Origin of the sequence: Reyranella sp. CPCC 100927 (genome assembly GCF_007859315.1) — a bacterium.
Classification (GTDB): Bacteria; Pseudomonadota; Alphaproteobacteria; order Reyranellales; family Reyranellaceae; genus Vineibacter.
On the sequence record NZ_VOHA01000002.1, the window covers coordinates 435,428 to 461,334 of the forward strand.

28 protein-coding genes are annotated in these 25,907 nt (G+C 66.7%); 12 read left to right on the forward strand and 16 right to left on the reverse strand.

What is annotated here, in order from left to right; genetic code table 11:
* Positions 1 to 10 precede the first annotated feature (10 nt).
* On the forward strand, positions 11 to 1,039 hold the full coding sequence (locus FQU96_RS08130; RefSeq protein WP_146540362.1) for a hypothetical protein: 1,029 nt from the start codon (positions 11 to 13) through the stop codon (positions 1,037 to 1,039).
* 7 nt (positions 1,040 to 1,046) lie between these two features.
* On the opposite strand, the gene FQU96_RS08135 is transcribed toward FQU96_RS08130, so the two are convergent.
* From FQU96_RS08135 to FQU96_RS08155, 5 genes are all read right to left on the reverse strand, one after another.
* Positions 1,047 to 1,262, reverse strand: coding sequence for a hypothetical protein (locus FQU96_RS08135; protein WP_146540363.1), 216 nt, complete (start codon positions 1,260 to 1,262; stop codon positions 1,047 to 1,049).
* Between the two features lie 79 nt (positions 1,263 to 1,341).
* Positions 1,342 to 1,803, reverse strand: a complete 462-nt coding sequence (locus FQU96_RS08140) for a nuclear transport factor 2 family protein (protein ID WP_255467901.1) — start codon at positions 1,801 to 1,803, stop codon at positions 1,342 to 1,344.
* Positions 1,804 to 2,011: 208 nt separating this feature from the next.
* On the reverse strand, positions 2,012 to 2,617 hold the full coding sequence (locus tag FQU96_RS08145; protein ID WP_178130383.1) for a LysE family translocator: 606 nt from the start codon (positions 2,615 to 2,617) through the stop codon (positions 2,012 to 2,014).
* A 130-nt stretch (positions 2,618 to 2,747) separates the two neighbouring features.
* The gene (locus tag FQU96_RS08150; protein ID WP_146540366.1) at positions 2,748 to 3,566 is read right to left on the reverse strand and encodes an alpha/beta fold hydrolase; all 819 of its coding nucleotides are present in this window, start codon (positions 3,564 to 3,566) and stop codon (positions 2,748 to 2,750) included.
* The gene (locus FQU96_RS08155) at positions 3,563 to 4,075 is read right to left on the reverse strand and encodes a MarR family winged helix-turn-helix transcriptional regulator (RefSeq protein ID WP_146540367.1); all 513 of its coding nucleotides are present in this window, start codon (positions 4,073 to 4,075) and stop codon (positions 3,563 to 3,565) included. Before FQU96_RS08155 ends, FQU96_RS08150 begins: the two co-directional genes overlap by 4 nt.
* Before the next feature lie 154 nt (positions 4,076 to 4,229).
* On the opposite strand from FQU96_RS08155, the gene FQU96_RS08160 reads away from it, so the two are divergent.
* Complete coding sequence (locus tag FQU96_RS08160) at positions 4,230 to 4,997, forward strand: lysozyme inhibitor LprI family protein (protein ID WP_146540368.1); 768 nt, start codon at positions 4,230 to 4,232, stop codon at positions 4,995 to 4,997.
* A 232-nt stretch (positions 4,998 to 5,229) separates the two neighbouring features.
* Here FQU96_RS08160 and FQU96_RS08165 read toward each other — a convergent pair whose 3' ends face one another.
* Positions 5,230 to 6,261: an alpha/beta hydrolase gene (locus FQU96_RS08165; RefSeq protein WP_146540369.1), complete on the reverse strand. Its 1,032-nt coding sequence runs from the start codon at positions 6,259 to 6,261 to the stop codon at positions 5,230 to 5,232.
* Between the two features lie 139 nt (positions 6,262 to 6,400).
* On the opposite strand from FQU96_RS08165, the gene FQU96_RS08170 reads away from it, so the two are divergent.
* The 7 genes from FQU96_RS08170 to FQU96_RS08200 all read left to right on the forward strand — a co-directional run bounded on the left by FQU96_RS08170 (position 6,401) and on the right by FQU96_RS08200 (position 14,062).
* A complete protein-coding gene (locus tag FQU96_RS08170; protein ID WP_146540370.1) occupies positions 6,401 to 7,423 on the forward strand; it encodes a substrate-binding domain-containing protein in 1,023 nt (340 codons plus the stop codon).
* 173 nt (positions 7,424 to 7,596) lie between these two features.
* The gene (locus FQU96_RS08175) at positions 7,597 to 9,126 is read left to right on the forward strand and encodes a sugar ABC transporter ATP-binding protein (protein ID WP_146540371.1); all 1,530 of its coding nucleotides are present in this window, start codon (positions 7,597 to 7,599) and stop codon (positions 9,124 to 9,126) included.
* A gap of 2 nt (positions 9,127 to 9,128) precedes the next feature.
* Complete coding sequence (locus tag FQU96_RS08180) at positions 9,129 to 10,073, forward strand: ABC transporter permease (protein ID WP_146540372.1); 945 nt, start codon at positions 9,129 to 9,131, stop codon at positions 10,071 to 10,073.
* Complete coding sequence (locus tag FQU96_RS08185) at positions 10,070 to 11,026, forward strand: ABC transporter permease (RefSeq protein WP_146540373.1); 957 nt, start codon at positions 10,070 to 10,072, stop codon at positions 11,024 to 11,026. Before FQU96_RS08180 ends, FQU96_RS08185 begins: the two co-directional genes overlap by 4 nt.
* Positions 11,023 to 12,141 carry a LacI family DNA-binding transcriptional regulator gene (locus FQU96_RS08190; protein ID WP_146540374.1) on the forward strand — a complete coding sequence of 373 codons (1,119 nt, stop codon included), beginning with the start codon at positions 11,023 to 11,025 and terminating at the stop codon, positions 12,139 to 12,141. Before FQU96_RS08185 ends, FQU96_RS08190 begins: the two co-directional genes overlap by 4 nt.
* A 116-nt stretch (positions 12,142 to 12,257) precedes the next feature.
* Positions 12,258 to 13,502: a Gfo/Idh/MocA family protein gene (locus FQU96_RS08195; RefSeq protein WP_146540375.1), complete on the forward strand. Its 1,245-nt coding sequence runs from the start codon at positions 12,258 to 12,260 to the stop codon at positions 13,500 to 13,502.
* A 98-nt stretch (positions 13,503 to 13,600) separates the two neighbouring features.
* On the forward strand, positions 13,601 to 14,062 hold the full coding sequence (locus FQU96_RS08200) for a VOC family protein (protein WP_218574648.1): 462 nt from the start codon (positions 13,601 to 13,603) through the stop codon (positions 14,060 to 14,062).
* 136 nt (positions 14,063 to 14,198) lie between these two features.
* On the opposite strand, the gene FQU96_RS08205 is transcribed toward FQU96_RS08200, so the two are convergent.
* The 5 genes from FQU96_RS08205 to FQU96_RS08225 all read right to left on the reverse strand — a co-directional run bounded on the left by FQU96_RS08205 (position 14,199) and on the right by FQU96_RS08225 (position 20,197).
* Positions 14,199 to 15,578 (reverse strand): TRAP transporter large permease, encoded by a 1,380-nt coding sequence (locus FQU96_RS08205; RefSeq protein WP_146540377.1) that lies wholly within the window; start codon positions 15,576 to 15,578, stop codon positions 14,199 to 14,201.
* Positions 15,575 to 16,219, reverse strand: coding sequence for a TRAP transporter small permease subunit (locus FQU96_RS08210; protein WP_178130384.1), 645 nt, complete (start codon positions 16,217 to 16,219; stop codon positions 15,575 to 15,577). Before FQU96_RS08210 ends, FQU96_RS08205 begins: the two co-directional genes overlap by 4 nt.
* Positions 16,220 to 16,286: 67 nt before the next feature.
* The gene (locus tag FQU96_RS08215; RefSeq protein WP_178130385.1) at positions 16,287 to 17,363 is read right to left on the reverse strand and encodes a TRAP transporter substrate-binding protein; all 1,077 of its coding nucleotides are present in this window, start codon (positions 17,361 to 17,363) and stop codon (positions 16,287 to 16,289) included.
* Positions 17,364 to 17,488: 125 nt separating this feature from the next.
* Positions 17,489 to 18,562 carry a TRAP transporter substrate-binding protein gene (locus FQU96_RS08220; RefSeq protein ID WP_178130386.1) on the reverse strand — a complete coding sequence of 358 codons (1,074 nt, stop codon included), beginning with the start codon at positions 18,560 to 18,562 and terminating at the stop codon, positions 17,489 to 17,491.
* Positions 18,563 to 18,874: 312 nt separating this feature from the next.
* Positions 18,875 to 20,197 (reverse strand): aspartate aminotransferase family protein, encoded by a 1,323-nt coding sequence (locus FQU96_RS08225; protein ID WP_146540381.1) that lies wholly within the window; start codon positions 20,195 to 20,197, stop codon positions 18,875 to 18,877.
* Positions 20,198 to 20,339: 142 nt separating this feature from the next.
* Here FQU96_RS08225 and FQU96_RS08230 point away from each other — a divergent pair, with 142 nt between their 5' ends.
* On the forward strand, positions 20,340 to 20,843 hold the full coding sequence (locus FQU96_RS08230) for an Lrp/AsnC family transcriptional regulator (RefSeq protein WP_146540382.1): 504 nt from the start codon (positions 20,340 to 20,342) through the stop codon (positions 20,841 to 20,843).
* A gap of 197 nt (positions 20,844 to 21,040) precedes the next feature.
* Here the strand turns inward: FQU96_RS08230 and mdtI are convergent, their stop codons facing one another.
* Together mdtI and FQU96_RS08240 are read right to left on the reverse strand one after the other, a co-directional pair.
* A complete protein-coding gene (mdtI, locus tag FQU96_RS08235) occupies positions 21,041 to 21,373 on the reverse strand; it encodes a multidrug/spermidine efflux SMR transporter subunit MdtI (RefSeq protein ID WP_146540383.1) in 333 nt (110 codons plus the stop codon).
* Between the two features lie 10 nt (positions 21,374 to 21,383).
* Positions 21,384 to 21,716, reverse strand: coding sequence for a multidrug efflux SMR transporter (locus FQU96_RS08240; RefSeq protein ID WP_178130387.1), 333 nt, complete (start codon positions 21,714 to 21,716; stop codon positions 21,384 to 21,386).
* Between the two features lie 492 nt (positions 21,717 to 22,208).
* On the opposite strand from FQU96_RS08240, the gene FQU96_RS08245 reads away from it, so the two are divergent.
* Positions 22,209 to 23,174 (forward strand): SAM-dependent methyltransferase, encoded by a 966-nt coding sequence (locus FQU96_RS08245; protein ID WP_146540385.1) that lies wholly within the window; start codon positions 22,209 to 22,211, stop codon positions 23,172 to 23,174.
* Here the strand turns inward: FQU96_RS08245 and FQU96_RS08250 are convergent.
* The 3 genes from FQU96_RS08250 to FQU96_RS08260 all read right to left on the reverse strand — a co-directional run bounded on the left by FQU96_RS08250 (position 23,139) and on the right by FQU96_RS08260 (position 25,250).
* Positions 23,139 to 23,402, reverse strand: coding sequence for a hypothetical protein (locus FQU96_RS08250; protein WP_146540386.1), 264 nt, complete (start codon positions 23,400 to 23,402; stop codon positions 23,139 to 23,141). The genes FQU96_RS08245 and FQU96_RS08250 overlap by 36 nt on opposite strands.
* 224 nt (positions 23,403 to 23,626) lie before the next feature.
* Positions 23,627 to 23,875 carry a hypothetical protein gene (locus tag FQU96_RS08255; RefSeq protein ID WP_146540387.1) on the reverse strand — a complete coding sequence of 83 codons (249 nt, stop codon included), beginning with the start codon at positions 23,873 to 23,875 and terminating at the stop codon, positions 23,627 to 23,629.
* Positions 23,876 to 24,023: 148 nt separating this feature from the next.
* Positions 24,024 to 25,250 carry an MFS transporter gene (locus FQU96_RS08260; protein ID WP_255467929.1) on the reverse strand — a complete coding sequence of 409 codons (1,227 nt, stop codon included), beginning with the start codon at positions 25,248 to 25,250 and terminating at the stop codon, positions 24,024 to 24,026.
* Positions 25,251 to 25,388: 138 nt separating this feature from the next.
* Between FQU96_RS08260 and FQU96_RS08265 the strand changes: the two genes are divergently transcribed.
* Positions 25,389 to 25,832, forward strand: a complete 444-nt coding sequence (locus FQU96_RS08265) for a helix-turn-helix domain-containing protein (RefSeq protein ID WP_146540389.1) — start codon at positions 25,389 to 25,391, stop codon at positions 25,830 to 25,832.
* The last annotated feature ends 75 nt before the right edge of the window (positions 25,833 to 25,907 follow it).

Genomic DNA, 25,907 nt, shown 5'->3' on the forward strand with positions numbered 1-25,907 from the left:
GGAGAGCACGATGGGCAGCGCTCGGCTTCCGTTCTGGCCCCTGACGCGCATTCTGTCGCCGCAGCCGGCCAGCACGCGCTTCCTGATCGCCGTGCTGAGCCTGGTCACCGCCGGCCTGCTGGGCTTCGCCGCCATGATCGGCATCCTGGCACGGCTTCACATGCTGCCGCCGCCGCCCTTCACCGGCACGGCCTGCATGGACGAAAAGTTCAAGTTCCTCGCCCGGCATGATCTGCGCGGCGTCGACCTGATCGCCGTCGGCTCGTCGGTCACGTGGCGCAATCTCGATGTCGCTGCCTTTCGCCGGACCGGCATCGCCCACCGACCGCTGAATGCCGCGCCGTGCTATCTGCACATGAGCGAGACGGCTTACTTCACCGATTTCCTCCTGCAGCGCATGCACGCGGTGCGGACCGTCGTCACCGTCGTGGCACCGCGCGATTTCGAGCAATGCGCCCGATCCCGCGAGGCGTTCTTTCCTGCACCGCTGGCGGCGGCCTACATCTTTCAGTCGATGCCGGCACTGCCGATATACTTCTCGCACTTCCGGCCGCAGAAATTCTTTCCCGACGCCTGGCACATCAAGCGCATGCGCAACGCCGCCGACGGTGTCGCACCACTGGTGATGGATGCCTACGGCAGCGGGCCGCTGCGTACGCCGGTCGATTGGCTGCCGGAGCCCGTGTTCGACAACACCTGCTTCGAGGCATTGCGCGAACTGGAGCGCGTGGCCAACGTGCGCGATGCCCGCCTGGTCGTTGCGATCATTCCCCTGCAGCCGGCCTGGGGACGCAAACACGATCCCGACGGCCGCCTGATCCGCGCGTTCGAGGCACGGATCCAGACGACCGTGACCAACGCTTCGACCATCGTCCTGACCGGCGCACCGGCCACGCTGCAACACGCCGATGCGGTCCACTATCTCTGGGACAGCGCCCAGCGGTATTCGCAGCACCTCGCCAGCCGGCTGTCGGCGGCGCTCGACGATCCCGCGACCGCACAGGTGAGCAACGGCAACGCGCTGCCGAAAAAGCCGTGACTGGCCGTTACGGGAGCGTCGGCGACGGTACTTCTTTCTCGACCTCGCTGGCGAACGTCTGCATGGGCGTCTGCTTGTCCTCGACGGGTTCGGCTTCGCCGCGCGCGTCGATGGACGTGTAGGATACCTCGCCGCTGGCGGAGATGCCGGTCACGTGACGGATCTCGCCGAACGCCGTTTGATAATAGCGGTTAACGAGGATCTGAACCGGTCGCATGGTCATGCGCACCTCCCTGCCATGGATGCAACGCACAACAGCGTTCAAGGCTCCCGCCCGTAACCTCGCTCCCGTCACCGGTCAGTCACACCGATGGGTCACCGGCAAGCGCGGCGGCCCGCTCCAGGCTGATGCCCTTGACCAGCGGGTCGGCGTGGCGATGCACCAGCTGCCAGCCGGCGCCGTCGCGACGCCAGACCAGGGTGACGCGCAGCGACCAGTCCTGCGCCGGCAGGCCACCGACCGCGACGCACTGCCGCTCGATCACCACCAGCACCACCATGTCGCCCGAGGCATAGGCCTGTACCAGTTCCAGATCCGTCGTGCCGGCGCGGAAGAAATGCGCCAGCGCCGCCAGGTATCCGCTGGACATGTCGAAACCGCGCGTCGGAGCGCCACCGAAGGGCGCCATGAGCGTGTAGTCCGGCGCGTGCTGGACCAGCGCGAGGTAGCCGTCCACGTCACCGCACATCAGTGCGGCATTGGCGTCGGCGCTGCGCCGGACAAGACCGGCGATGTCGCTGTCAGTGATGCTGCCCTGCGCCACGGATACCCCCTCGCGATGCCGCGATGTTGTCGTGCACATGGACACCGGCACATTGCCCCTATTCCCGACGCGACACGAATTCGGGCGGCCCCGTTGCCCGACCTCTCGATTTTTCTGCTCCTCATCTGTTCGGGTCTTGCGCGAGCGGCGATGACACCGTGCTGTGACGACCGGTTCCGATCCGCCGCATGACTGATAGAACACGGGCTTACACGACGCCGACAGCCACTGCCGTCGCGCACCCGACCATCATGACGCCTGCCGCGATGTTCAGACGCGCCATCGCTTCCGGCGCCGCGCGTCGGCACGTCAACCGCGTGGCTGCGATCAGCAGCGCGTAGCAGGCGGCCGTGCCGACAACGATCCCCAGCGTCCACAGCGACACCGTCAGCGTTCCGGCAACGGCGCCGGCGGACAGCGCCGACGCGGCGGCGACGTAGGGCAGCAAGGTCATCGGGTTGGTGCCGGTCACCATCAGGCTGGACACGTACGCCGCCGCGATCCCGTTGCCTCGGGTTGCGGCACCGGCAGGGGCATGGGAGAAAATGGCGCGCAGCCCGATCACCGCCAGCACGAGCGCGCTCACGACCCGCGCTGCCGCGGACATGTCCGATTGAGCCTGTACCAGCAGACCCGCGCCAGCCCCCGTCAGCGCGGCGAGCACACCGTGGACCGACGCCGCGCCCAATCCGCATGCGGCAGCCAGAGCCACGCCGTCACTGAGACAGCGTTGGATGCACATGAGCGAAACCGGGCCGATCGGCAGGGCGACGCAAAAGCCGAACACCAGGCCCTGAAGGAGATGCTCCGACACCATAACCACGCGTATCCGGTCGGAGGACCGGACCTCCTGGCATGAGCGCGGATCATTCTCGGTTCATCGCATCGCCGCTCGCGTCATCCATTCGAATGAGAACGTGCTTTTTCAGCCGCCACGGTGCCGATCAGGTGCCGCCCTCTGCCGAGAGGCGATCCATCAGGCCGCGGGCAAAGGCCTCGGGGCTGGTGGCATAGCCGACATGGCCATCCGGCAACATCAGCGCCTCGCGGCCGATCGCGCGGCCCAGCGCCAGCGCCGCCTCGGCGGTCGGGTATCCCAGCGACGCGCCGCCCAATGCCGGCACGACCCGATCGGCGTGGGCGGCGACGGCGGCCATATCGAGCGCGACCGACGTATACTCGCGCAGTTCGCGCTCGAACCAGTAGGTGGCATTGGCGATCTTTTGCGCGTCGGGCCCGCGATTGGCGCCGCCGCTCATGATCGCATAGTCGATCGGCGCGAAGGTCTTGCGGCGAAATACGTCGAGCGCCGGCGCCGGCCCCGATTGCCGATAGAGGTCATAGACCTCGCGGAAAAAGGCGATCCATGCCTGGCCCTGCGGCAGCAGGCGCATGGCCGCCGGCTCGTAGGGCACGACCGCGCGGATGCAATCGGGATGATCGATCAGAAGCTGCAGGGCAATCACGGCGCCGGAACTGGTGCCGAAGACCGTTGCCGGTCCGTCGGACAGCCGGCGGATCAGGCGCATCGCGTCGTCGGCATCGATGGCCAGGCGGCGGGCGTAGTCCTGCGGCCCGCTCAGCACGCTGCGGGTGAAGCCGCGGCGATCGTAGGTGACCACGCGGTAGTGTCCCGCCAGCCGATCGGCCAGCGGCGGAAACACGTTGCCATCGCCATTGGCACCGGGAATCAACAGCAGCAAGGGTCCCTCGCCGCGCGTCTCGTAGTAGATCTGCGCACCCGGCACATCGAGAACGCTCATGTCAGTGCTCCTTCGCCAACGGTGGATCTGTTTGCCTGCGCGTGCGCGCGCAGCACGGTGGCATGGCGCAACGCCGTCGTTGCGCCGTGGTCGAGAAACGCCGCGATCGCCTTCAACTGCTGGGCGTTGAAGTCCCGGAAGACGGTGGCGACATCCGCCCGGAACGGTTCCAGCAGCTGATGGATATCGTCCAGGCGCCGCGCCACCGGCCGCAGGATCTGCTTACGCGCGTCGTCGGGATCGGGCGCGCGACGCAGGAAGCCGCCGCGTTCCAGCCGCGCCACGACACCGCTGATGGCGCCCGTCGTCAGGCCGGTGGCGGCGGCGAGCTGGCTGCCGGTCATCGCGCCCCGCTCCCGCAACAGCTCCAGGCACTTGTGGTCGGTGGGCCCCAGCCCCATCGCCTCCGCCACGGCGTGGTGAAACAGCACGATCGCCGTGCTGTAGCGCCGCGCCCGGCGCATCACGTCATCATCGGCACTTACGTCGCGTCTGGGGTCCCTGGCCATCCCTACCGTCCTCTTATCGCTTACTATATCGCTTATATACTAAGCGACTTTCAAAGCAAAGTCACTTGCGCCGGCTCCACGACAAGGCCCGAACATCAAGACGCCACAAATACGAGGCAACCGGCATGTTGACGAAGCGGGTGCCTTCGGCCGAATGAACGTGGTGGATGGCGGCGCCGGCCATCGCGTTCGGCCCGCGTTTCGTCGTGAACGGCAGGAGATCGGTGTGCACATGCGTCGTATTGGTTTGGCCGCGCTCGCGGCGGCCGGATTCGTGGCCGCGCCGGCCGTCGCGATGGCGCAGCCCTCCTTCGATTGTGCCAAGGCGCAATCGGCGGCTGAAAAGGCGATTTGCGCCGACCCGGCGCTGGCCAAAGCCGACGTTGCCATCGCCGCCCGCTTCCTTGCCATCGGCAAGACCCTGGACAGCCAGGCCGGCGAGGCCTTCGACAAGGACCAGCGCTATTTCGTCCGGGTGCGCAACATCGTGGCCGACAACGCGACCAGCCCGGCGGACCGGACAGAACGTCTGAAGGATCTTCTCGCTGAACGCGTTGCATTCCTCGGCGCGATGGAGACCGCGCCCGGCGAGGGACTGGTGGGCGAATGGCGCAATGTCGAGGGGGGCGTCACGATCGAGCGGACGGACGACGGCCGACTCACCGTGTCCATCAACACGGCGGAACCCACCACCGGACGCTGGGTCTGCGGTGCCGGCGGTCGCGGCAAACCGGACGGCAACACGCTCGCCGTCGCGGTCGAGGACGGCGATCAAGGTGAACGGTTGACGGTCACCCGCGTCGGCGTGCTGCTGAGCGTCGAAACGATTGGCGCCGACGGTCAACAGGACGGCAGCCGCAGCTTTTGCGGCCTCAACGGCTCGGTCAATGGCTGGTTTTTCAAGGTTCGCCCCCGCCGATAGCGGCACGGACCACGGCTCAGATTCAGTGAAAATTGGACGTTACACACAACCCCCTGGCGTTACCGACGTCCCCTATTGTCGGGTTGGCGCTGCGAAACCTTCATCTCCGCGCGCCTGCGAAGGACGAACCATATCAGGAACGCCACGCCAGCTAGCGGTACCGCTGCGATCACCGCCAGGTCGAGATACATCAGCACAGTTCTACATCTCCTCCACACCCACCACCAACATCCTACCGGGCGGATGGACAGCTCTGCACGTCGAACAATGCGGCGAGGCCGCAGGTCGACGTCAGCATGCCATCACCGTTGTGGCCGACGCCATCGACCAGCCAGAGGTTGTGATGCGGCGCGCCGCTGTCGCGCTGGCGCATCGTTGCGACGTAAGCCTCGCCCCGGGCGAGGCGATGAGGTCCTTGCGCTTCGGCCATGCAGCTCTTGTCGAGCGCCGGATGGTTGGGATCGGTGTCCTTGGTGCCCAGCAAATAGATCACGCGCCGCGCCACATAGGCCTTCTCCAATGCCTGTGGTGCGGACGCGGTGAGATACGGCGGGAGGGCCTCCATGCCGTATTTCCAGGCATTGAACCCTGGGCAGGCCGATGCGATCGCCGGCACCGGTCGCTCGGCGGAGAAGTAGGCATAGGATGACGGGTTGGCCACGACGTAGCGCACGCCAACGCCGGCAGCGGTCAATGCGGCATCGCCCTTGGCGGCAACGGCGTAGCGCTGCGCCACCTGCCCGCCGCCGGAATGACCGGCGACCACGACCTGCCGCAAACGGGGAAACAGCCGGCGATCGGCAAGGCGACCGAGGATGGCGTCGAGGACGGCAAACGAACTCGCCGGCTGCGGCCCCACCGCCGGCTCTCCGCCCTGCCAACTGGTCCAGGTCCAGCGCAAGGTGTCGGGCGGCAGACCGAAGGCCTTGACGTCGCCCTCGGCCAGGAATTGCGGCACGATCATCACGGCCGCCTTGCCGGCTTCACCGGCCGCCGTCTGCGCCTTGAGCGCCGACTGAAAGTAGACGTCGGCATTGCGCAGGCGTCCATGCAGAACGATGACCGCACGCTCGATCTGCGGCAACGGCTGCGACCAGTCCGCCGACACATAGAGCGGCGCAACGCCCCCACCCGGCACAGCCAGACGTTCAGGCGCGACAACCTTGACCGGGCGCTGGTGGGGACCGGGCTCGCCTTGCGCTGCAGCCTGCCCACTCACCAGGAGAAGGCTGAGAACAAACAAGAAGCAACGTGGTGAGAGCATGGCGACGGATGCCTCCATGGTGGGGGAGACCAGCCTAGCATCCCGAGCGGCGGGTTCGGAAAAGTTACCCTCGGGACTGCATTGAAATCGATTTCATCCTGAGTCCATAATTGGCCGTGAGATCGCACGGGAGGAAACGATGAAAAGGCTCGCAGGTTTGTTGCTGTCGACGGCGGCTGCCGTCGCCATGTCAGGCGCGGCATGGGCCGCCGACTTCAAGATCGGCCTGTCCAACGGTTGGGTGGGCTCGGAATGGCGCACCCAGATGATCGAGGAGGCACAGGCCGCCGCGGCGGCCTGGAAGGCCAAGGGCCATAACGTCACGGTACTGGTGCAGAGCGCCAACGTCGACGTGCCCGGCCAGATCGCCCAGGTACGCAACTTCATCAACCAGGGCGTCAACGCCATCATCATCAACCCCAACAGCCCGACGGCGTTCGATCCGGTGTTCGCGCAGGCCAAGGAGGCCGGCATCCTGGTGATCTCGACCGATGCCGAGGTGTCGTCGCCCGACGCAGTCTATGTCGGCATCGACCAGAAGGCGTGGGGTGCCGCGGCCGCCGAGTGGCTCGCCAAGACCCTGGGCGGCAAGGGCAACGTGGTGGCCATCAACGGCGTGGCCGGCCATCCCGCCAACCAGATGCGGGTGTCGGGCTACAAGGAGGTGTTTGCCAAGCATCCCGGCATCAAGCTGGTGAACGAGGTGAACGCCAACTGGGATCAGGCCCAGGGCCAGCAGGCGATGCAGAACCTGCTCGCCACCTACCCCGACATCAACGGCGTATGGGTGCAGGACGGCATGGCCGCCGGCGCCTGGAAGTCGATCATGGATGCCGGCAAGAGCGGACAGATCGCCGGCACCGGCGAGATCCGCAAGGACTTCATCGACCTGTGGACCAGCAAGAAGCTGAACTCCGGCGCCTCGGTGAATCCCCCCGGCGTGATGGCGAGCGCGCTGAATGTCGCCGTCCTGATGCTGCAGAAGAAGCAGCTCAAGACGCCGGCGACCACCGGCCGCTACAAGAACGCGATGTATCTGCCGATCCCGTTCATCGACCAGGCCAACCTCGCCGACGCCGCCAAGAAGCTCGAGGGCAAGCCAGGACACTACTCCTACACCAGCCAGCTCTCGATCGCCGACGCCGAGGCGCTGTTCAAGTAGATATCATCACCTCTCCGGCAGGCGGGAGAGGTCGACAGACGCGAAGCGGCCGGCGGGTGAGGGCCTAAGGGCGAGGCATCTCGTGTGTGGCCCCTCACCTTCCCATCGCGCTGGCGCACGATGGGCCCCTTCCTCTCCCGCGAGCGGGAGAGGAGATCAAGAGCAGATCGTCCATGGCTAAACTGAAGCTCAGCGGCATCAGCAAGACCTACGGCGCCACCGTGGCGTTGCACGATGGCGCGCTCGCGGTCGACGCCGGCGACGTGCATGTGCTGATGGGCGCCAACGGCTCGGGCAAGAGCACACTGTGCAAGGTTATCGCCGGCAGCGTGCGGCCGGACGCTGGTGCCGTGCTGATCGACGACACGCCGGTCACCATCTCGGGCCCGCGCGTGGCGCGCGCGCTGGGTATCGGCGTTTTCTACCAGGAGCTCAGCCTCGCGGCGCGGCGCACGGTGGCGGAGAACATCTGCCTGCCCGACCTGCCGATGACGGCGGGCGTCCTGGTCGACCGCAAGGCGCTCGCCGCCAGGGCGGCGCGCACCATCGCGCTGTTCGACGGCGTCGCCGGCGACGGGTTCACCGCCGACGCCACGGTCGACAGCCTGCGCGCCGATCAGCGCCAGCTGGTCGAGATCATGAAGGCGCTGGCCAGCGAAGCACCCATTCTGATCTTCGACGAACCGACCTCGGCGCTGGACCGCGCCCAGGTCGAGCGCTTCTTCGCCATCATCCGCGACCTCAAGGCACAGGGCCGCGCGATGATCTTCATCTCGCACCGCATGGACGAGATCACGGCGATCGGCGATCGCGTCACGGTGATCCGCGACGGCCGCACCGTCGGCACCTGGCGGTTGGACGAAACGGACACCGCCACCATCATCGCGCACATGGTGGGGGAGCGGAGCGAGCCCCCGGGAGCGCGGGCGTCCCGCCCGCCTCAAGACGAAACCATGAGCGGGCCAGAGGCCCGCGCTCCCAGGGACATCGCACTCTCGGTTCGCGGCCTGGGCGGATCGGGCTTCACCGACGTCACGTTCGATCTGCATCGCGGCGAGATCCTGGGTTTCGGCGGCCTGCACGGCCAGGGGCAGTCCGCCGTGTTGCGGACTCTGTTCGGTGCCCTGCCCCGCTCGGCTGGCGACGTGACGCGCGGCGATACCGCCCTGCCACTGCGAACACCGCGCGAAGCCATCCGCCGCGGCATCGCCTACGTGTCGGGTGATCGACGGCGTGACGGCGTGATCCAGGGCCGGCCGATTCTCGAGAACCTGACGCCGATCCACTATCTGCGCCAGCGACTGATGCTGGCGCGCCCCTCAGTGCTGCAGCAGAAGGCGCAGGCCGCCGTCGACGCCCTGAACACCAAGTTCGCCGGCTTCGCGCATGCGATCGACTCCCTGTCGGGCGGCAACCAGCAAAAGGTGGTGATCGCACGCTGGCTGATGGACCGGCCCGACGTGCTGCTGCTGGACGACCCCACCAAGGGCATCGACCTGGCAGCCAAGGCCGATCTGTTCGCGCTGATCCGCACGCTGGCGCGCGACGGCATGGCCATCGTGCTGTACTCGTCCGAGGATGCCGAGCTGCTGGGCAACGCCGACCGCATCCTGGTCTTCAACGGCGGACGCATCCGGCGCGAACTCGCTGGCGCCGACCGCACGCGCTACAACCTCTACCACGCCGCCTACGAGGCCGCGTGATCATGACGGCCATGAAGCGCTATCCGTTCCTGCCGGCGCTGGTGATCCTGGTCGTGCTGCTGGTGTTGAACGGCGCCTTTCAGCCCCGTAGCGTCAGCGTCGCGGGCATGACGGGCCTGGCCAAGACGTACCTCGCGCTGATGCTGCTGGCGATCGGGCAGACCTACGTCGTCTACGCCGGCGACATCGATCTGTCGGCCGGCGCGATCGTGTCGCTGGTGAACGTCAGCGTCGTGTTGCTGATGGAGCATTGGGGCGGTGACGGGCTCTCGGTATTGGCCGCGATCGCCATCGGCCTGGCGACAGGCCTGGCCTGCGGATTGATCAATGGCGTGGTGGTGGCGGCGCTGCGATTGCAGGCGATCGTGGCGACGTTCGCCACCAGCATCTTCTTCATGGGGCTGGCGCTGCATCTGATGCCGGTTGCCGGCACGCCGGCGCCGGCCGCGTTCTGGCGCACCTATGGCGGCCGCGTGCTGGAGGTGCCGTTCGTGTTCTGGGCCATCATCGCACTGGCCGCCCTGCTCACCATCCTGGCCCGCACCCGACTGGCGCTGCAGCTGCTGGCCGTCGGCGACGATGCGCAAGGCGCCTACCAGAGCGGCCTGCCGGCAACCGCCATCCGCATCAAGGGCTACGCGCTGTGTGGCGCGTTCGCGGCATTGGCCGCCCTGTGTGTCACCGGCGACACCGCCAGTGGCGATCCCCTGGTGGGCGGCAAGATGACCCTGTTCTCGATCGCCGCCGTGGTGCTGGGCGGCAGCGCGCTGTCAGGCGGGCACGGCACCGTGGTCGGCTCGCTGATCGGCGCGCTGATCATCGGCCTGATCGGCTCGCTGGTGTATTTCGTAGGCACACCCTCGGAATGGCAGAACCTGGTGCAGGGCGTCGCCATCCTGCTGGCGCTGATGGCCGGCATCCTCGTCGGCCGCAAGGCGCGCGCATGACGACGCTCGCGGCCCTCGCCACCCGCCCGCTGGTGATCGCGCTGGCGCTGATCGTGCTGCTGCTGGCGCTGGGCCAGGCCCTGTCACCGGGTTTCGCCTCGGCGCAGCAGATCCTGCGGCTGCTGATCGTGGCGGCGCTGCTGGGCATCGTGGCGGCGGGACAGAACCTCGTGATCCTGGGTGGCCGCGAAGGCATCGACCTGTCGGTGGGCGGCGTGGTGTCGCTGTCGGCGATCATCGCCGGCAACCTGATGAACGGCGCCGACGCCGGCATCCCGCTTGCCGTCCTGGCTTGCGTGCTGATCGGCGCCCTGTTCGGCCTGCTGAATGGGCTGGGCGTCACCTTGTTGCGTATCCCGCCGCTGGTCATGACGCTCGGCATGCTGGGCGTGCTGCAAGGCCTGCTGGTGGTGGTGCGCCAGGGCATCCCGTCGGGCCGCGCCGCGCCTGGGCTGTCGAGCTTCGTATCACAGCCTTTCCTGCTGGGCTTGCCTGGCATCCTCTGGCTGTGGATCGCCGTCGGCATCGTGCTGGCACTGCTGCTGAGCCGCACCGTGTTCGGCCACCGCATCTATGCCATCGGCGCCAACGAGCATGCCGCCACCATGGCCGGCGTGCCGGTGAAGGCGGTGCGCATCGCGCTGTTCACGTTGTCGGGCATCTTCGCGGCGATCGCCGGCATCTGCCTGCTGGGCTACTCCGGCTCCTCGTTCGCCAATGTCGGCGAGCAGTACATGCTGCCCTCGATCATCGCCGTGGTGTTCGGCGGCACGCCGCTGTCGGGCGGCAAAGGCGGCTACACCGGCACCATGGCCGGCGCCGTGCTGCTGGTGATCCTGCAGAGCATCCTGACCACGTTGAACATCGACGAGTCCGGCCGCCAGATGGTGTTCGGCGCCACCTTGCTGGTGCTGATGCTGTTCTATGGCCGCGGGCGGGCGATGCGCGCATGACCGGCCGCGCCAAGATCAAGGACATCGCCCGCCGCGCGCGCGTGTCGCCCGCCACGGTCTCGCGCGCGTTGTCCGACAGCGGCCTGGTGGCAGAGCCTACCCTGTCGCGCATCCGCGAGGCGGCCCGCACCTTGAACTACCGGCCCAACGTCAGCGCCCGCAACCTGCGCACGCGGCGCTCGATGGCGGTGTTGATGGTGGTGCGCGACATCGGCAATCCGTTCTACCTCGACATCGTGAAGGGCGTCGAAGCCGCCGCGCGCGCGTCAGGCTACGTCGTGCTGATGGGCAATACCGAGAACGATCCCGAGCGCGAGGTCGAGTATTTCGACATGCTGCGCGATGGCCATGCCGACGGCATGATCCTGATGACCGGCAAGCTGCCGGGTTTCGGCAGCGATCGCCTGGCCGACCGGCCGGTGGTGGTGGCATCGGAGATCATCGACGGCACGGATTTTCCGCATGTGCAGATCGACAACGTGGCAGCGGCGGCCACGGCCGTACGCCACCTGATCGATCTCGGTCATCGGCGGATCGCGCATATTTCGGGCCCGGTGCCGGAAGTGCTGTCGGTGCACCGCCAGCAGGGCTACCGCAAGGCCATGGCCGCCGCCGGCCTGCGCGCGCCACGCGGCTACATCCAGCGCGGCGACTATCTGCTGGCCAGCGGACGGGCGTGCTGCCAGGCGCTGCTTGACCTGCCGGCGCCGCCGACGGCGATCTTCTGCGCCAACGACGAGATGGCGTTCGGCGCCATCCACGAGTTGCACCAGCGCGGCCACGACGTGCCGCGCGATTTCTCGGTCGTTGGTTTCGACGATCTCTATCTCAGCGAAGCGTTTTATCCGCCGCTGACCACGATCAGCCAGCCGCGCGCCGACATCGGCCGCCGCGCGATGACGACGCTGCTGGACGTCATGTCGGGCGAGCGGCGCGCACGCACGCCAGTGATCCTGCCGACGGAGCTCAAGGTACGCGGCACGACGTCCTCCCCACGCCGTGGCAAGAACGACCTTTCGCGAAACGAAGATTCACCACAGAGGCACAGAGACACAGAGGCACACAGAGAGAAGACAAGCCGCGCGCCTCCGGCGCGCAAACATTCTTCTCTGTGATCCTCTGTGTCTCTGTGGTGAATCTTGCGATCGCTCGAAGAGGAAGATGTGTGCGATGGACGCACCGCAAGATCCTTCGCTTCGCTCAGGATAACGGGAAAACAACGAGGTACGATATGACCGGTTCAACCCCATCGCGGCTGCGGGTCGGCTTCGTCGGCACAGGCTTCATCGCCCACTTCCATTTGAAATCGATGGTCGGCGTGCGCGATATCGACGTGACTGCTGTCCATAGCCGCAGCGCCGCCAACCGCGAACGTTTCATCGCGGCGGTCGACCAACTCGAGTTGGGCACCTGCCGCGGCTACGATACGCTCGAAGGGTTGCTGCAGGCCGACGACGTCGATGCCATCTGGATCCTGTCGCCCAACGACACGCGCCTGGCCGTCATGCGCACCATCCATGCCGCGGTCACGGCCGGCCGCTCCAAGGTGTTCGCCGTCGCCTGCGAGAAGCCGCTGGCGCGCACGGTAGCCGAGGCGCGCGAGATGCTGCGCCTGGCCGAGGATGCCAAGCTCAACCACGGCTATCTCGAGAACCAGGTGTTCGCCACGCCGGTGTTGCGCGGCAAGGAGATCGTCTGGCGCCGCGCCGCGTCGGTCACCGGCCGCCCCTATCTCGCGCGCGCCGCCGAGGAACATTCCGGTCCGCACGAGCCGTGGTTCTGGCAGGGCGACAAGCAGGGCGGCGGCGTGCTGTCGGACATGATGTGCCACAGCGTCGAGGTAGCGCGGCATCTGCTGACGGCGCCCGGCGCGCCGCGCGGCTCGCTGAAGGTGACGTCGGTGAACGGCACGGTGGCCAACCTGAAATGGACACGGCCGGCCTATGCCGATGCGCTCAAGAAGCGCTATGGCGCCGAGGTCGACTACCGCACGCGGCCGGCCGAGGACTTCGCGCGCGGCACGGTGACGCTCGAGGACCAGGACGGCAATCCGCTGATGATCGAGGCCACGACGTCATGGGCCTATGTCGGCGCTGGCCTGCGCATCCAGCTCGAGCTGCTGGGCCCGGAATACGCGATGGAGTTCAACTCGCTGTCGACCGGCCTGCGAGTCTTCATGTCGCGTGCCGTCACCGGCGCCGAGGGCGAGGATCTGGTCGAAAAGCAGAACGCCGAGCAGGGCCTGATGCCGGTGCTGGAGGACGAGGCCGGCGTCTATGGCTACACCGACGAGAACCGCCACATGGTGCGCTGCTTCCGCACCGGCGAAACGCCGCTGGAGACCTTTCACGACGGGCTGGCGGTGATCGAGATCCTAATGGGCCTCTACCGCTCGGCCGAAATCGGCGCCACGGTGCACTTCCCCGCGCCGGAGCTGGAGACCTACATTCCACCGGTTGCGCGCCCGCGAGGCTGAAATCCGCAGAACGGCACAAGCGAACTTAATAGGGGTATGATTAAAGATTCCTCGCGTCGCCGCTGATAACAGCGTTACGTGTGGCGCGGGAGGTGCACATGGAAATCAACGGCGTTGCTCATACCTTCATCATCGTGGGGAACTTCCAGACAGCACGCATCTTCTACGGACAGCTGCTGCCGTTCCTCGGGATGAAAATCGTGGCCGACACGGCCAACACTTTCTACGGCGTCGGCGGCCGCACCGGGTTCGGCATCCACGCACCCTCACCCGAGGTCGCCGGCCAGCGCTTCCGCCAGGGCGCGGTCGGCCTGCACCATCACTGCTGGCGTGCCCGTGAGCGCGCCGATGTCGATGAAGCGCATGCCTTCCTGGTGAAGATCGGCGCCCGCATCGTGCACGCACCGCAAGAGGACGCCTTCGCGCCCGGCTACTACTCGGTGCTGTTCGAGGATCCCGACGGCACGCGGCTGGAGATCAACCACGTGCCCGGCCAGGGCCTGCTGACCCCCGGCGCGCGCATCGGCGGCGGCTACCAGGACGGCACGCAGAACGGGTGACGCGTTTCCTCCCCACGCAGTGGGGAGGTGCCCCGAAGGGGCGGAGGGGAGCCGACGTGGTCTTTGTTATCAAGAGCTCGTCGGGTCCCCCTCCGGCCTTCGGCCACCTCCCCCAACTTTCGTTGGGGGAGGGAATCTACCCCGCGACCTTGGGCAGCCACAGCGCGAGCTGCGGCACCCACATCAGGATGACGACGGCGAGAATGTAGACCAGGACGAAGGGCATCACGCCGGAGAAGACGTCGGTGATCGGCCCGCCGTCGCGGCGCATGCCCTGCAGCACGTAGAGCACGGTGCCGTCCGGCGGCGAGACCAGCGCGATCTCGACCAGCATGGTGACGATGACGCCGAACCAGATCGGGTCGTAGCCCAGCGCGACGACGACCGGGAAAATCACCGGGATCGTCGTCACCACCATGGAGAAGCCCTCCATGAACGTGCCCAGTGCCAGGTAGAAACCGATGATCAACAGCATGATCGCCCACGGCGGCAGCGGTATTTCGCTCACCACCTTGGCCATCGCCTGCGGCACGCCGAGGCTGACGAAGACGTAGTTCAGCACATAGGCACCGAACAGGATCAGCCCGATCAACGCCGTGTTGCGCGCCGTGGCCTCGGCCGAGGCGTTGAGCATCTTGAGCGACAGTCGGCCTTCGATCGCGGCGAAGACGATGGCGCCCATCACCCCGAGCGCCGCCGACTCCGTCGCGGTCGCAAGCCCGCCATAGATCGTGCCGAGCACGATCAGGATCAGCACCGCCGTCGGCAGCAGGTCGACGAGGCTGCGCAGCTTGACGGCGAACGGTATGCGCGGCGCGTCGGGATCGGCATGGGGCGCCGCCGTGCGGGCCTTCCACAGGATGACCAGCACGAACAGTGCCACGACGAGGATGCTGGGACCGACCGCCGCGAGATAGAGTGCACCGACCGAGGTCTCGGTGATCAGGCCGTAGATGATGAAGGTGATGCCGGGCGGGATCAGGTTGCCCAGCGCACCGCCGGCGGCGAGCGAGCCCAGCACCATCTTGGGGTCATAGCGCGAGCCCCTGAAGAAGGGCAGCGCGACCGAGCCCATGGTCGCGGCGGTGGCGACGGAAGAGCCTGATATGGCGGAGAAGACGCCGGAGGCCGCGATGTTGGTGTGCAGCAGCCCGCCCGGCAGGCGATCGAGCCAGACGTTCAACGCCTTGTAAAGCCGGTCGGACAGGCCGGCGCGCAGCAGGATCTCGCCCATCAGCAGGAAGAGCGGCACGGCGACCAGCACGAAGCTCGACGACGGCGTCCAGACCGTCTGGCCGATGAAGGTCCAGAACGGTCGGTCGGAGAAGGCAAAACCGACGATGAGGCCCAGCACGCCCAGCGCGGCACCGATATAGATGCCGGCGCCGAAGAAGAGCAGGAACAGGCCGACCAGCAGCAGCACCTCGCCGATCAGGAAATTGCCGGTGCCGACCCCGGCAAAGCTCATCACGACCATCAGGCAGACGAGGATCAGCAGGAAGACGATCGCGATCACCGTGATGTCTCCTTGCCGCTCGTCGCCGCATTGTCCTCGGGATCGGACGTACCGACGGCCTCCAAGGCCTCGGCCGCCTCTTCGTCATAGGTACGGGCGTGCAGCAGGGCCTCGGCCTCCGCCCCGCGACCGGCGATCACCAGCAGCGCGCCTTGCGCCAGCATGATCAGGGTCAGCACCAGGAACACCACGATGCCGAAGGTCCACAAGCCCTGCGGGATCCACAGCGGCGTGCGCAGCACGCTGATGTCGGTGGCGTTGAACAGCAGCGACTCGTCGACCAGGTCGAGCGCGCCCTTGGCAACGAAGCCGATGAAGACGGCGAGCGCCGCCAGGCTCAGCAGGTGCATCGGATGACGGACGCGCGGCGGCAGGTAGTTGATCAGCACGTCGATGCGGACATGAGCGCGGGTGGTCAACGTGTGAGCCAGCGCCCATGAGATGCCGAAGGCCAGCGCATAGCCGGTCAGCTCCGTCGTCGCCTGCGAGGAGAAGCCGAGGAACCGACGCGCCAACACGTCGAAGGTGATGAAGGCGGCGCATAGGATGAAGCCCCAACCGGCGGCATACCCCATCCCCTTGCCCAACCCGGCGACGAGCCGGCGACACAGGGCGGCCGCGACGATCAGCCTATCGAGCATCGCGACATTTCCTTTCGGTGCTTGTGATTTCAGCACCTCTCCCCGCTCTCGCGGGGAGAGGAAAAATTCAGCGGGCTTCGTAGCGGATGCCGGTGATCGGCGCGACCAGCCGGTTGTAGGCCTCGCCACAGCGCTCGCCGCAGCGCTTGACCCAGGCCGGCAGGACGGCGGTGCGCAAGCTGACACGCAGCGTCTCCATGTCGGCATCGGTCGGCCGCGTCACGGTCATCGGTTTGGTCTCGACGACATGGCCGATGCGGCAGCCCTCCTTCTTGCCGGCATTGCAGGCAATACCGTCCTCGGTTGCCTCCAGGCCCAGCGCCCATTGCTGGTCCTCGACCTCCTTGAAGGTCGCCTGCAGGAAATCGCGCACCGCGGGATCGAGCTTGTTCCACCACGCCAGGTTGGCGACATAGGCCGAGTTGCCCCACGATACCGGCAGCGCGTACATGTGCCGCGTCACCTCGTACCAGCGGGCGCCGTTGCCGGTCGCGGTGCCGGTGATGGCGCAGTCGACCACGCCGCGCTCGAGTGCCGAATAGACCTCGGGAAATCCGATCGCGGTCGGCTGCGCGCCGATGGCCTGCACGAAATCGTTCGACGAACCGCCCGCAGTGCGAATGCGCCTGCCCTTGAGATCGGCCAGGCTCGTCACCGGCTCGCGGCAATAGAAGACCTGCGCCGGATACGGAAACGTCGCGATGATACGCACGCCGAAGCGCTCGAGTTCCTTGTTCACGTCGGGCAGCACGGCGTCGATGACGCGGCGCGACTGGGCGTGCGAGGGATTGAGGCCGGCGAGATCGGACATTTCCAGCATCGGCACGTCACCGGCCACCGTCGGCAGCGCCGGTGCGCCGATATCGATCTGGCCCGAGCGGATGACACGCAGCAGTTCGGGGCCGGTCAGGCCACGCTCCGGCCAGCTCGCCAGGGTGACGCTGATCCGCCCGCCCGATTTCTGCGGGATGCCCTCGCGCAGCATCGGAATATCGACCTTGGTGTATTGCGGGATCGACGGCGAGAGCTGCGTCACCATGGTGACGCGCACCGCCGGCCCCGCCGGCAGGCTCTGCGCCGCGGCCGAGCCGATCCCTGCGGCAGCGACGATCAGCGTCGCCGCCACGGCCCTCGAAACTGTCATATCCTTCTCCCCCTGTATGATCCGTCGCTCGAATGTCATCCCGAGCGCAGCGAGGGATCTTTCAGCGACGACGGGTCCACAGACCGCCAAAAGATTCCTCGCTTCGCTCGGAATGACAGGAAGCGTTACTTGGCCTGATACGTCACGCCGCTGACGGGCGCGACCAGGCGATTATAGGTCTCAATGCAGCGTGTGCCGCAGCGTTGCATGAATTCAGGCAGGATCGCCGAGGTCAGCGTCGCGCGCAGCGTGTCCTGATCGGCCTGGGTCGGGCGGTTGAGTGCCATCGGCTTGCTCTCGACGATCTTGCCGATCTTGCAGCCGGCCTTGTCACCGCTGTTGCAGGCGAGACCGTCCTCGGTCGTCTCCTCGCCGAGTTTCCATTGCGCGTCCTCGACCTCCTTCATCGTGGCCTCGAGGAAGGCGCGCACCTGGGGATCGAGCTTGTTCCACCAGTTCAGATTCACGACATACATCGCGACCGACCAGAACAACGGCAGCGCGTACTGCGACTGGCTGACCTCGTACCAGCGCGCGCCGTTGCCGGAGCTGGAGCCGGTGATGGCGCAATCGACCACACCACGCTCGAGCGCAGCATAGACCTCGGGAAAACCGACCGATGTCGGCTGCGCGCCGATCGAGGTGACGAATGTGTTGGACGAGCCGCCGCTGGTACGGATGCGCTTGCCCTTGAGGTCGGCAAGGCTGGCGACCTTATCGCGGCAGAAGAAAATCTGTCCGGCGAAGGGGTACATCGCCACGATGCGCGTGTTGAAGCGCTCCAGCTCCTTGTTCAATTCGGGCAGCAATGCCTGCGAGACCTTGCGCGCCTGGCCGACCGTCGGGTTCAGGCCCGCGAGATCGACCATGTCGAGCATCGGCACCTCACCGGAAACGGTCTGCAGCGACACCGCGCCGATATCGACCTGGCCGGAACGCACGAGACGGATGACCTCGGGGCCATTGAGGTTGCGCTCGGGCCAGCTCGCCAAGGTCACCTTGATGCGGCCGCCCGATTTCTGCGGCACACCTTCACGCAGGATCGGAATGTCGACCTTGGTGTATTGCGGCAGGGCCGGCCCGACCTGGGTCACTGCCTGGATGTTGACGGTTGGACCCGGCGGCAGGCTCTGGGCGAGCGCCGATCCGCTGAAGGCGAGAGCAAGGGTCGCAAGCGAAGTGAGGTGAAATCGTTTCACAGTCGGTGCTCCTGTCGGATCAGAGGACTCGTGCAAGATGCGCGCCGCCCGACAGGTCGTGTCGGCTGCGTTGGCAATGATCAGCATGACGGGAATGACGTGTCGGGCCGCAGGGCGCATGGTTGCGCCCCGGCGCCGTCGGCTGTTCTGGCATTTCCCCCGTGCCCGTTTGATGGCCTTGCATCAATAGTGGGCTAAACCGGGCGAGGTCGTCCAGTTCGTTGCAGAACAATAATGGCGATCAAAGGAAGCAGCGCTGGATGCTCATTGGCGTCCAGGGAACGCGGGCGGTCCGCGCTCCGGGACGAAGGCCTACTCCGCAGCGGCGCGGGTGCCTTGGGCCACCACATCGGTGATGGCCTGGTCAAGGATGGCGATGCCGCGGTCGATTTCCGCGGCGCTCACCGTGAGCGGCGGTGCGATGCGCCAGATCGAGGCCATGGAACCCACCGACACGATATTCATCGACAGCCCCAGTTCCATGCAGCGGCTGGTGATGGCGCGCCCGCGCGCCACGTCGGGATTGCGCGCGTGGCGGTCCTTGACCAGTTCGACGCCCTGCAGCAGGCCGAAGCCACGCACGTCGCCGATGATCTCGTGACGGTCCTGCAGGTAGCGCAGGCCGACGGCCAGCCGCTCGCCCATCGCCAGCGCGCGGGCATTGAGCTTGTCTTCGTCCAGCACGTCGAGCACGGCCAGCGCTACCTGCGCCGGCAAGGGATCGGAAACATGCGAGGTCGCATGCATGAAGCCTTTGGCGTGGCAGTCGGCTTCGATCGCATCCGACGTGACCGTGGCGGCCATCGGCAAGCCGCCGCCCAGGGTCTTGGACAGCGTCAGGATATCGGGCTCGACGCCGAAATGCTGGAAGGCGAAGTCGCGGCCGAGGCGGCCGAAAGCCGTCTGCGCCTCGTCGAAGATCAGGAGCATGCCGCGCTTCTCGCAGTGCGCCTTCACGCGCTGCCAGTAGCCGTCGGGCGGCACGATCACGCCGCCCGAGCTCTCCACCGGTTCGGCGATCACGGCGGCGAGCGACCCGGTCGACTGCGCATCGATCATGTCGAAGCCGACATCCAGGCACGTGCCATCGCACGCCTTGCGGCAATGCCGTACCGGGCAGTGGTAGGCGTTGGGCGCCGGCAGCGCCAGCGAACCCGGCATCATCGGGCCGTAGCCCTGGCGCCCGGCGACATAGTTCACCGACTGCGCGCCCGATGTCATGCCGTGCCACGAGCCGGTGAAGCCCACGACCTCGAACCTGCCGCTGTGCAGCTTCGCCATCTTCAGCGCCGCTTCGTTCGACTCGGCGCCGGTGCTGAGGAAGAGCGCCCGCGACAGATGCGGCGGCAGCAGGCTGGCCAGCCGCTGCGAGAGCGCCACGACCGGCGGGCTCAGCATGCCGCTGAACAGATGCAGTGCGCCCTCGCAAGCCTGATGGATCGCTTCGACGATGCGCGGGTGGTTGTGGCCCAAGGTGGCGCACATCTGGCCCGAGGTGAAATCGAGGATCTCTCTGCCCTCGGTATCCCAGATCACGCTGCCGCGTGCCTTGGCGATGAGGCGGGGCACGAACGGCAGGCCGTAGCGGACGAGATGCTCTTCCGGCGGCTCGTTACTGAGGCGCGGTGTCGACATCGGTGGCTCCCTTGCTTCAGTCCGATGCCAAGGCTACAACGATATGAATTGATAGAGATTTCTTTCTTGACGCCAATCCTGACGTTTGGCGTTTCATGATCTCCCTTTTGAGAAATTTTCTTCATAGAAAGCAGGAGATAAATTGCTAAAGCGAAAGCCTGCGGAAATCGTCACTGACGCGCCGCTCGATGCCCTCGACCGCAAGATCCTGCGGTTGCTGCAACGCGACAGCGTGATCGCCAACCAGGCGCTGGCGGATGCCGTCGGGCTGTCGCCGCCGGCCTGCCTCAAGCGCGTTCGCCGCTTGCGCGCCGACGGAGTCATTGCGCGCACGGCGGCCCAGCTGGCGCCGGCGGCGCTGGGCTATCCGCTGCTCACGGTGGTGCGCATCAAGCTCGACCGGCCGCGCGAGAAGGTGATGCGCGACTTCGAGCAGCGCATGCGCGCCCTGCCGCGCGTCGTGCACTGCCTGACAGTGGCCGGCGACATCGACTATGTCATGCTGGTACGCAGCAAGGACGTGGCGCACTATCAGGACTTTGCGCGCCACGTGCTGGCGACCGCGCCGGGCATCCGCGCCTACACCAGCGAGATCGTGCTGAATGTGCCGAAATGGACGACCGAAGTCCCTGTCGACGAGACGTGAGACAAGGTCAATGCCAAGGCGTGAATGGCGCTGGTGACGGGTCGGACCGCGTCGCTCCAGCGACGCCCCACAGGCGAAAGCGAATGCTTTCGCCTGTGCGCGCAGCGCCGCATCATGAGCGCCGCTGGAGCGGCGCGGTCCCAGCCGTCGCCAGCGCCGCCTTCACTGACCGGCCCAACGCCATGGTGAGGCCCGATTCAGCTCAGGTTGAGCACGGTGGCGCCGGCAACGATCAGGGCCACGCCGCACCAGCCCACCAGGCGGATACGCTGGTCGAACAGCAGCCAGCCCAGGGCCGCGGTGGCGAGGATGCCGACGCCACCCCACAACGCGTAGGCCACCGACAGATCCATGCCCTGGATGGCCTGCGCCAGGGTTGCGAACGAGGCCAGTACGCAGGCAAGGCCCAGCAGCCCGATGCGCCGCCGGCGGAAACCGTCCGAGCGCTTCAGCAGCATCGTGCCGGTGAGTTCCAGCACGATCGACGCCGCCAGCCACAGCAGCGCCACGATATCGGGACCCAGCGACATGACATCACCATCATGCCGCGCGCGCTTCGGTGCCGCGCAGCAGCAGGCAGATACCGGCCAGGATCGTGGCCAGGCCCAGCAGCCGCAGCGGCCCGAGCGGCTCGCCGAACGCGAAGTAGCCGATCGCCGCCAGGCCGACGATGCCCAGCCCCTCCCACAGCGCGTAGGCGGCGGCTACCGGAATGGCGCGCAGCGCGACGCTGAACAGCACCAGCGACAGGCTGAGCAATCCCAGGGCGACCAGATAGCCCGTGACGGGATCGTCGGCGGCCATCTTCAGGCTCGAGGTTCCTGTGACCTCGGTCGCAATGGCCGCCAGCAGAACAAGACGATGATAATTCATGGGACACGCGCGTATCCGCACCTGACCGCACAGGGCGGTCACGGCGGCACGTCGACAACAAAGACAAACAGGAGCCGGCGCGACCCGGCAGCACATCGCGGAAGGGCGACCCGCTAACGCTGCGCCGTGACGTCGCGCGCCAGATCGCAGGGATGGCGCTGCAACATTGTGCTGCGGAGAATCCAGATATGAAGGGTCATAGCCAAATGAAGCTATGGATATGGGCCTTGAGTGTCAAGTCGAGGCGGCGTTGTGAAAACGCCTCGGCAGACACAAAACTGACATACGATTTCGCTAGGGCCACCATGCACTTAGCCGCATGATTCTCTATATTTTTCGTCGTCTCCATTTGTTCCGTCGATGGGAACCATACGACAGGTCATTTCTTGTTTCTTTCTGTCGTTACTTCACCACCAGCCATACATCACTTTTCCCGGTTGAACCGCGGCCGATCCTTGCGCATGACACCTGCCCCGTTGCCGCGTGAGGACCATGCCGACCGCCTACCTTGCCGCCGAGGATTTCACGGCACAGCTCCACGAAGAGCTGCGGCGCGCCGGCGCACGGGTAACGGCAACCCATGATCGCCTGCTGCTGGCCGACGGCGAGGCCGTGGCCAGCGCCTGGGCGGCGAATGTCTGGCATGATGTGCGCGAGGTCGCGATCGGATCGATCGGCGATGCCGCCGAGAAGCTGCGCGCCGTGCAGCGCAATTGGGCGATGTATGCGCCCCGGCATCATCGCCGCGCATCGCTGATCCAGGAGCGCCTGCCGCATGTATCGGCCAAGCCTCTGGTGTTCCCCTCTCCGGTACCGACGGCGCCGCTGGGATCATGGACGTTGCTGGCGCCCGACCGGCTGCTGTACGCGGCGCATTGCGCCTCGCCGTTCGCCAACGGCGAACTGGCCTTCGTCGAGGACCGCGACGGTCCGCCGAGCCGCGCCTATCTCAAGCTGTGGGAAGCCTTCACGCGGCTGGGCGCACGCCCACAACCGGATGCGCTGTGCCTTGACCTCGGCGCCACGCCGGGCGGCTGGACATGGGTGATGGCGTCGCTGGGCGCCCGCGTGATCGCTGTCGACAAGGCGCCGCTGGATCCAACGGTGGCCGAGATGCCGGGGGTCACGTGGCGCGGCGAGAGCGCCTTCGCGCTCGATCCGGCATCACTGCCGCGCCTGGACTGGCTGTGCTCCGACGTGATCTGCTATCCGGCGCGCCTGCTGACGCTGGTGCAGCGCTGGCTGGTGGCTGGCACGGTGCGCAACATCGTGTGCACCCTGAAGTTCCAGGGCGAGACCGACCACAATACGGCCGCGGCATTCGCCGCCATTCCCGGCAGCCGCTTGTTCCACGCCCATCACAACAAGCACGAACTCACCTGGGCGCTGCTGAGAAGCGGCGCCGCGCGCGAGCACGAGCCCTCAACGGCGGCTGGGCCTCACCACGGGTCGCAGTAAAGGCAGCTGGCGCACCCGGGGAGGTCGGTAGCTGGTGTCCTGGTAGCGGTAGCTGTCTTTGACGCGATAGCGGCCGCCACCGTAATCACCGCCGCGGTAATAACCGTCGCCGGCATAGCCACCGCCGTAGTAGCCATCGCGGTAGTAGGAGGAGCCTGGACCATGGTCGGATACGCAGGCCGACAGCACAACGGCGGCAGCCATCAAGAGCAGTGCAAGACGGGACATCGTGGCCCCTTCTTAACGGGCCGCCGTCTCCGACAGGAAACGAGGACAACGCGGCATGTGCTATTCAGCGCAGCCGTGTGTCAGTTCTAAGGTCGAATCGGGGAATCTCGGCGGCCGACAGACCCCGGCCGGCTGGTCAAGTGTAAACCGAGCGAAATGCCGCATGGCGCTCCGCTGGGCGCCGCCACCTGTCGGCGCCGGTTAGCCACCGTCGCGACGCCGACCTACGGTCCCGGCGGATTGAGCTGTTGCTGCTCCTGCACGCGGCGCCAGTACCGATCGCCGCGGTCACGGTCGTAGTAACCGCTGCGATAGCGATCCTTCGACCGGTAGCCGTCGCGGTAGCGATAGCCATCACTATAGCCACTGCCGCCGTAGTAGCCATCGCGGTAGTAGGATGAGCGTGGCCGGTCGTTCTGTACGCAGGCGGCGAGTGCCAAGGCTGTGACTGCAAGCAGTGCAAGGCGGGACATCGCGGCCCCCTTCCCACATGCCGGCGCCTGCACCTGCAGGCGCGAAAGACGGCTCCTTTGATGTGGGGGCTTGCCATGGCGCAACCAGGGTCAAATTGGGGAATCTCGGCGGCCCGATGTGGCGATCGTGCGACGGCCGCGGGAAACCTCAGGGGCCGCCGGCCGGCCGCTCCGGCGTGAGATGCCGGGTCAGTGCCCAATACACCAACGCTAGCGCACTGACTGCCGCGCCCAGCACGCACACGCCCGTCCACCCGGCCTCGGCATAAACCATCGTGGCGCCGATCGAGCCGGTGGCGGAGCCGATCGAGTAGAACACCATGTAGCCTGCGGTCAGGCGGCTCTGTGCCTCCGGCCGCACGCGATAGATCAGGCTCTGGTTGGCGACATGCACCGATTGAAGCCCGAAGTCGATCACGATCACGCCGACCGCCAGCACCCACAGCGAATACGGCAGCAGCGCAATGGGCAGCCACGCGACCAGCATGAGCGCCAACCCGATACCTGTCGTGCGCTGTGCCAGTCCCCTGTCCGACTGGCTGCCCGCCCGCGACGCGCCCAGAGCGCCGGCGGCGCCGGCAAGCCCGAACAGCCCGACCTCGGTGTGCGACAGCGACAGCGGCGGCGCGCTCAGCGGCAACACCAGCGGCGTCAGCAGCACCGTGATCGCGGTGAAGATCAGCATCGCCAGGATGGCGCGGATGCGCAGGACCGGCTCCTCGATGAACAGTGTGAACACCGAACCGATCAGGCGCGGATAGGAAATGCGCACGCCGGACCGCGGCTGGCGCGGCAACACCTTCAGCATCAGCGCGACGATCACCAGCGTCGCGATCGCCGAAACGATGTAGACCGAACGCCAGCCGAACAGATCTGACAGCGTACCCGACACGGTCCGCGCCAGCAGGATGCCGATGATGATGCCGCTGGTGACGATGCCGACCGCGCGGCCGCGCTCGCCGGGCCGGGCGAGGATCGCGGCGTAGGCGACCAGTACCTGCGTCACCACGGCAAGCAGGCCGACGGCGGCCATCGCAGCCAGCAACACCGGCGCCGTCGGCGCGAGCGCCACCGCCACCAGGGCCAAGGCCGAAAGCAGCGACTGGCCGACGATCAGGCGGCGGCGATCCCAGAGATCGCCCAGCGGCACGACCAGCAGCAGGCCCACGCCGTAGCCGATCTGGGTGATCGTCATCACGATGCCCACCGTGGCGTGGCTGATGGCGAATTCGTCGGCCATCGTGTCGAGCAGCGGCTGGGCAAAGTAGACATTGGCCACCGCCAGCCCGCAGGCCGCGGAAAACAACAGCGCCACGGCGCGTGACAACGACGACGCGGTCACGCCCGCCTCGGCGGCCGGCCGCGACGCCGACATGGCGCCGGGCGCCGTGCAGCTCTCCACACTCATTCCGCTCTCCTGGTAAAGGGCATGTGGTTTTAATTTGAAACCACATGCCCTTTACCAGGAGAGGTTTTAATTTGCAACCACTCACTGACCGGTGTAGACATCGGCATGGTCAAGAGAACCAGCCATCGCAAAGCGCAGTGCCCGGTGGCGCGTCCGCTGGATGCGATCGGCGACTGGTGGTCGCTGCTGATCGTGCGCGATGCCTTCGACGGCCTGCGCCGGTTCGGCGAATTCCAGAAGAACCTCGGGCTGGCCAAGAACATCCTGGCAGCGCGGCTGCGCAACCTGGTCGCGCACGGCATCCTGCAGACCGTGCCGGCGTCGGACGGCAGCGCCTATCAGGAGTACGTGCTGACCGAGAAAGGACGCGGGCTGTTTCCCCTGCTCGTCGCGTTGCGCCAATGGGGCGAGGATTTCTTCTTCACATCAGACGAGACCCACGTGCAGCTGATCGACCGCAAACGCGGCCAGCCCGTGCGACGGCTGGAATTGCGCGCACAGGACGGTCGGCTGCTGGGCCCCGACGACACCATCGTGAAGACGTCGTAGGGCCGACGGCAGTTCGGCCCGTCTTGTGCCGACGATCGCGGCTTTCTACTCTCGCCGCCTCACGGAGCGGGGGGT

What these genes read in the sequence shown, in the direction of transcription:
- FQU96_RS08130 (WP_146540362.1), top strand. Translation starts at nt 11, where the DNA reads ATGGGCAGCGCTCGGCTTCCGTTCTGGCCCCTGACGCGCATTCTGTCG.
- FQU96_RS08135 (WP_146540363.1), bottom strand. Translation starts at nt 1,262, where the DNA reads ATGACCATGCGACCGGTTCAGATCCTCGTTAACCGCTATTATCAAACG.
- FQU96_RS08150 (WP_146540366.1), bottom strand. Translation starts at nt 3,566, where the DNA reads ATGAGCGTTCTCGATGTGCCGGGTGCGCAGATCTACTACGAGACGCGC.
- FQU96_RS08155 (WP_146540367.1), bottom strand. Translation starts at nt 4,075, where the DNA reads ATGGCCAGGGACCCCAGACGCGACGTAAGTGCCGATGATGACGTGATG.
- FQU96_RS08160 (WP_146540368.1), top strand. Translation starts at nt 4,230, where the DNA reads ATGAACGTGGTGGATGGCGGCGCCGGCCATCGCGTTCGGCCCGCGTTT.
- FQU96_RS08165 (WP_146540369.1), bottom strand. Translation starts at nt 6,261, where the DNA reads ATGCTCTCACCACGTTGCTTCTTGTTTGTTCTCAGCCTTCTCCTGGTG.
- FQU96_RS08170 (WP_146540370.1), top strand. Translation starts at nt 6,401, where the DNA reads ATGAAAAGGCTCGCAGGTTTGTTGCTGTCGACGGCGGCTGCCGTCGCC.
- FQU96_RS08175 (WP_146540371.1), top strand. Translation starts at nt 7,597, where the DNA reads ATGGCTAAACTGAAGCTCAGCGGCATCAGCAAGACCTACGGCGCCACC.
- FQU96_RS08180 (WP_146540372.1), top strand. Translation starts at nt 9,129, where the DNA reads ATGACGGCCATGAAGCGCTATCCGTTCCTGCCGGCGCTGGTGATCCTG.
- FQU96_RS08185 (WP_146540373.1), top strand. Translation starts at nt 10,070, where the DNA reads ATGACGACGCTCGCGGCCCTCGCCACCCGCCCGCTGGTGATCGCGCTG.
- FQU96_RS08190 (WP_146540374.1), top strand. Translation starts at nt 11,023, where the DNA reads ATGACCGGCCGCGCCAAGATCAAGGACATCGCCCGCCGCGCGCGCGTG.
- FQU96_RS08195 (WP_146540375.1), top strand. Translation starts at nt 12,258, where the DNA reads ATGACCGGTTCAACCCCATCGCGGCTGCGGGTCGGCTTCGTCGGCACA.
- FQU96_RS08200 (WP_218574648.1), top strand. Translation starts at nt 13,601, where the DNA reads ATGGAAATCAACGGCGTTGCTCATACCTTCATCATCGTGGGGAACTTC.
- FQU96_RS08210 (WP_178130384.1), bottom strand. Translation starts at nt 16,219, where the DNA reads ATGCTCGATAGGCTGATCGTCGCGGCCGCCCTGTGTCGCCGGCTCGTC.
- FQU96_RS08215 (WP_178130385.1), bottom strand. Translation starts at nt 17,363, where the DNA reads ATGACAGTTTCGAGGGCCGTGGCGGCGACGCTGATCGTCGCTGCCGCA.
- FQU96_RS08225 (WP_146540381.1), bottom strand. Translation starts at nt 20,197, where the DNA reads ATGTCGACACCGCGCCTCAGTAACGAGCCGCCGGAAGAGCATCTCGTC.
- mdtI (WP_146540383.1), bottom strand. Translation starts at nt 21,373, where the DNA reads ATGTCGCTGGGTCCCGATATCGTGGCGCTGCTGTGGCTGGCGGCGTCG.
- FQU96_RS08240 (WP_178130387.1), bottom strand. Translation starts at nt 21,716, where the DNA reads ATGAATTATCATCGTCTTGTTCTGCTGGCGGCCATTGCGACCGAGGTC.
- FQU96_RS08245 (WP_146540385.1), top strand. Translation starts at nt 22,209, where the DNA reads ATGCCGACCGCCTACCTTGCCGCCGAGGATTTCACGGCACAGCTCCAC.
- FQU96_RS08250 (WP_146540386.1), bottom strand. Translation starts at nt 23,402, where the DNA reads ATGTCCCGTCTTGCACTGCTCTTGATGGCTGCCGCCGTTGTGCTGTCG.
- FQU96_RS08255 (WP_146540387.1), bottom strand. Translation starts at nt 23,875, where the DNA reads ATGTCCCGCCTTGCACTGCTTGCAGTCACAGCCTTGGCACTCGCCGCC.
- FQU96_RS08260 (WP_255467929.1), bottom strand. Translation starts at nt 25,250, where the DNA reads ATGTCGGCGTCGCGGCCGGCCGCCGAGGCGGGCGTGACCGCGTCGTCG.
- FQU96_RS08265 (WP_146540389.1), top strand. Translation starts at nt 25,389, where the DNA reads ATGGTCAAGAGAACCAGCCATCGCAAAGCGCAGTGCCCGGTGGCGCGT.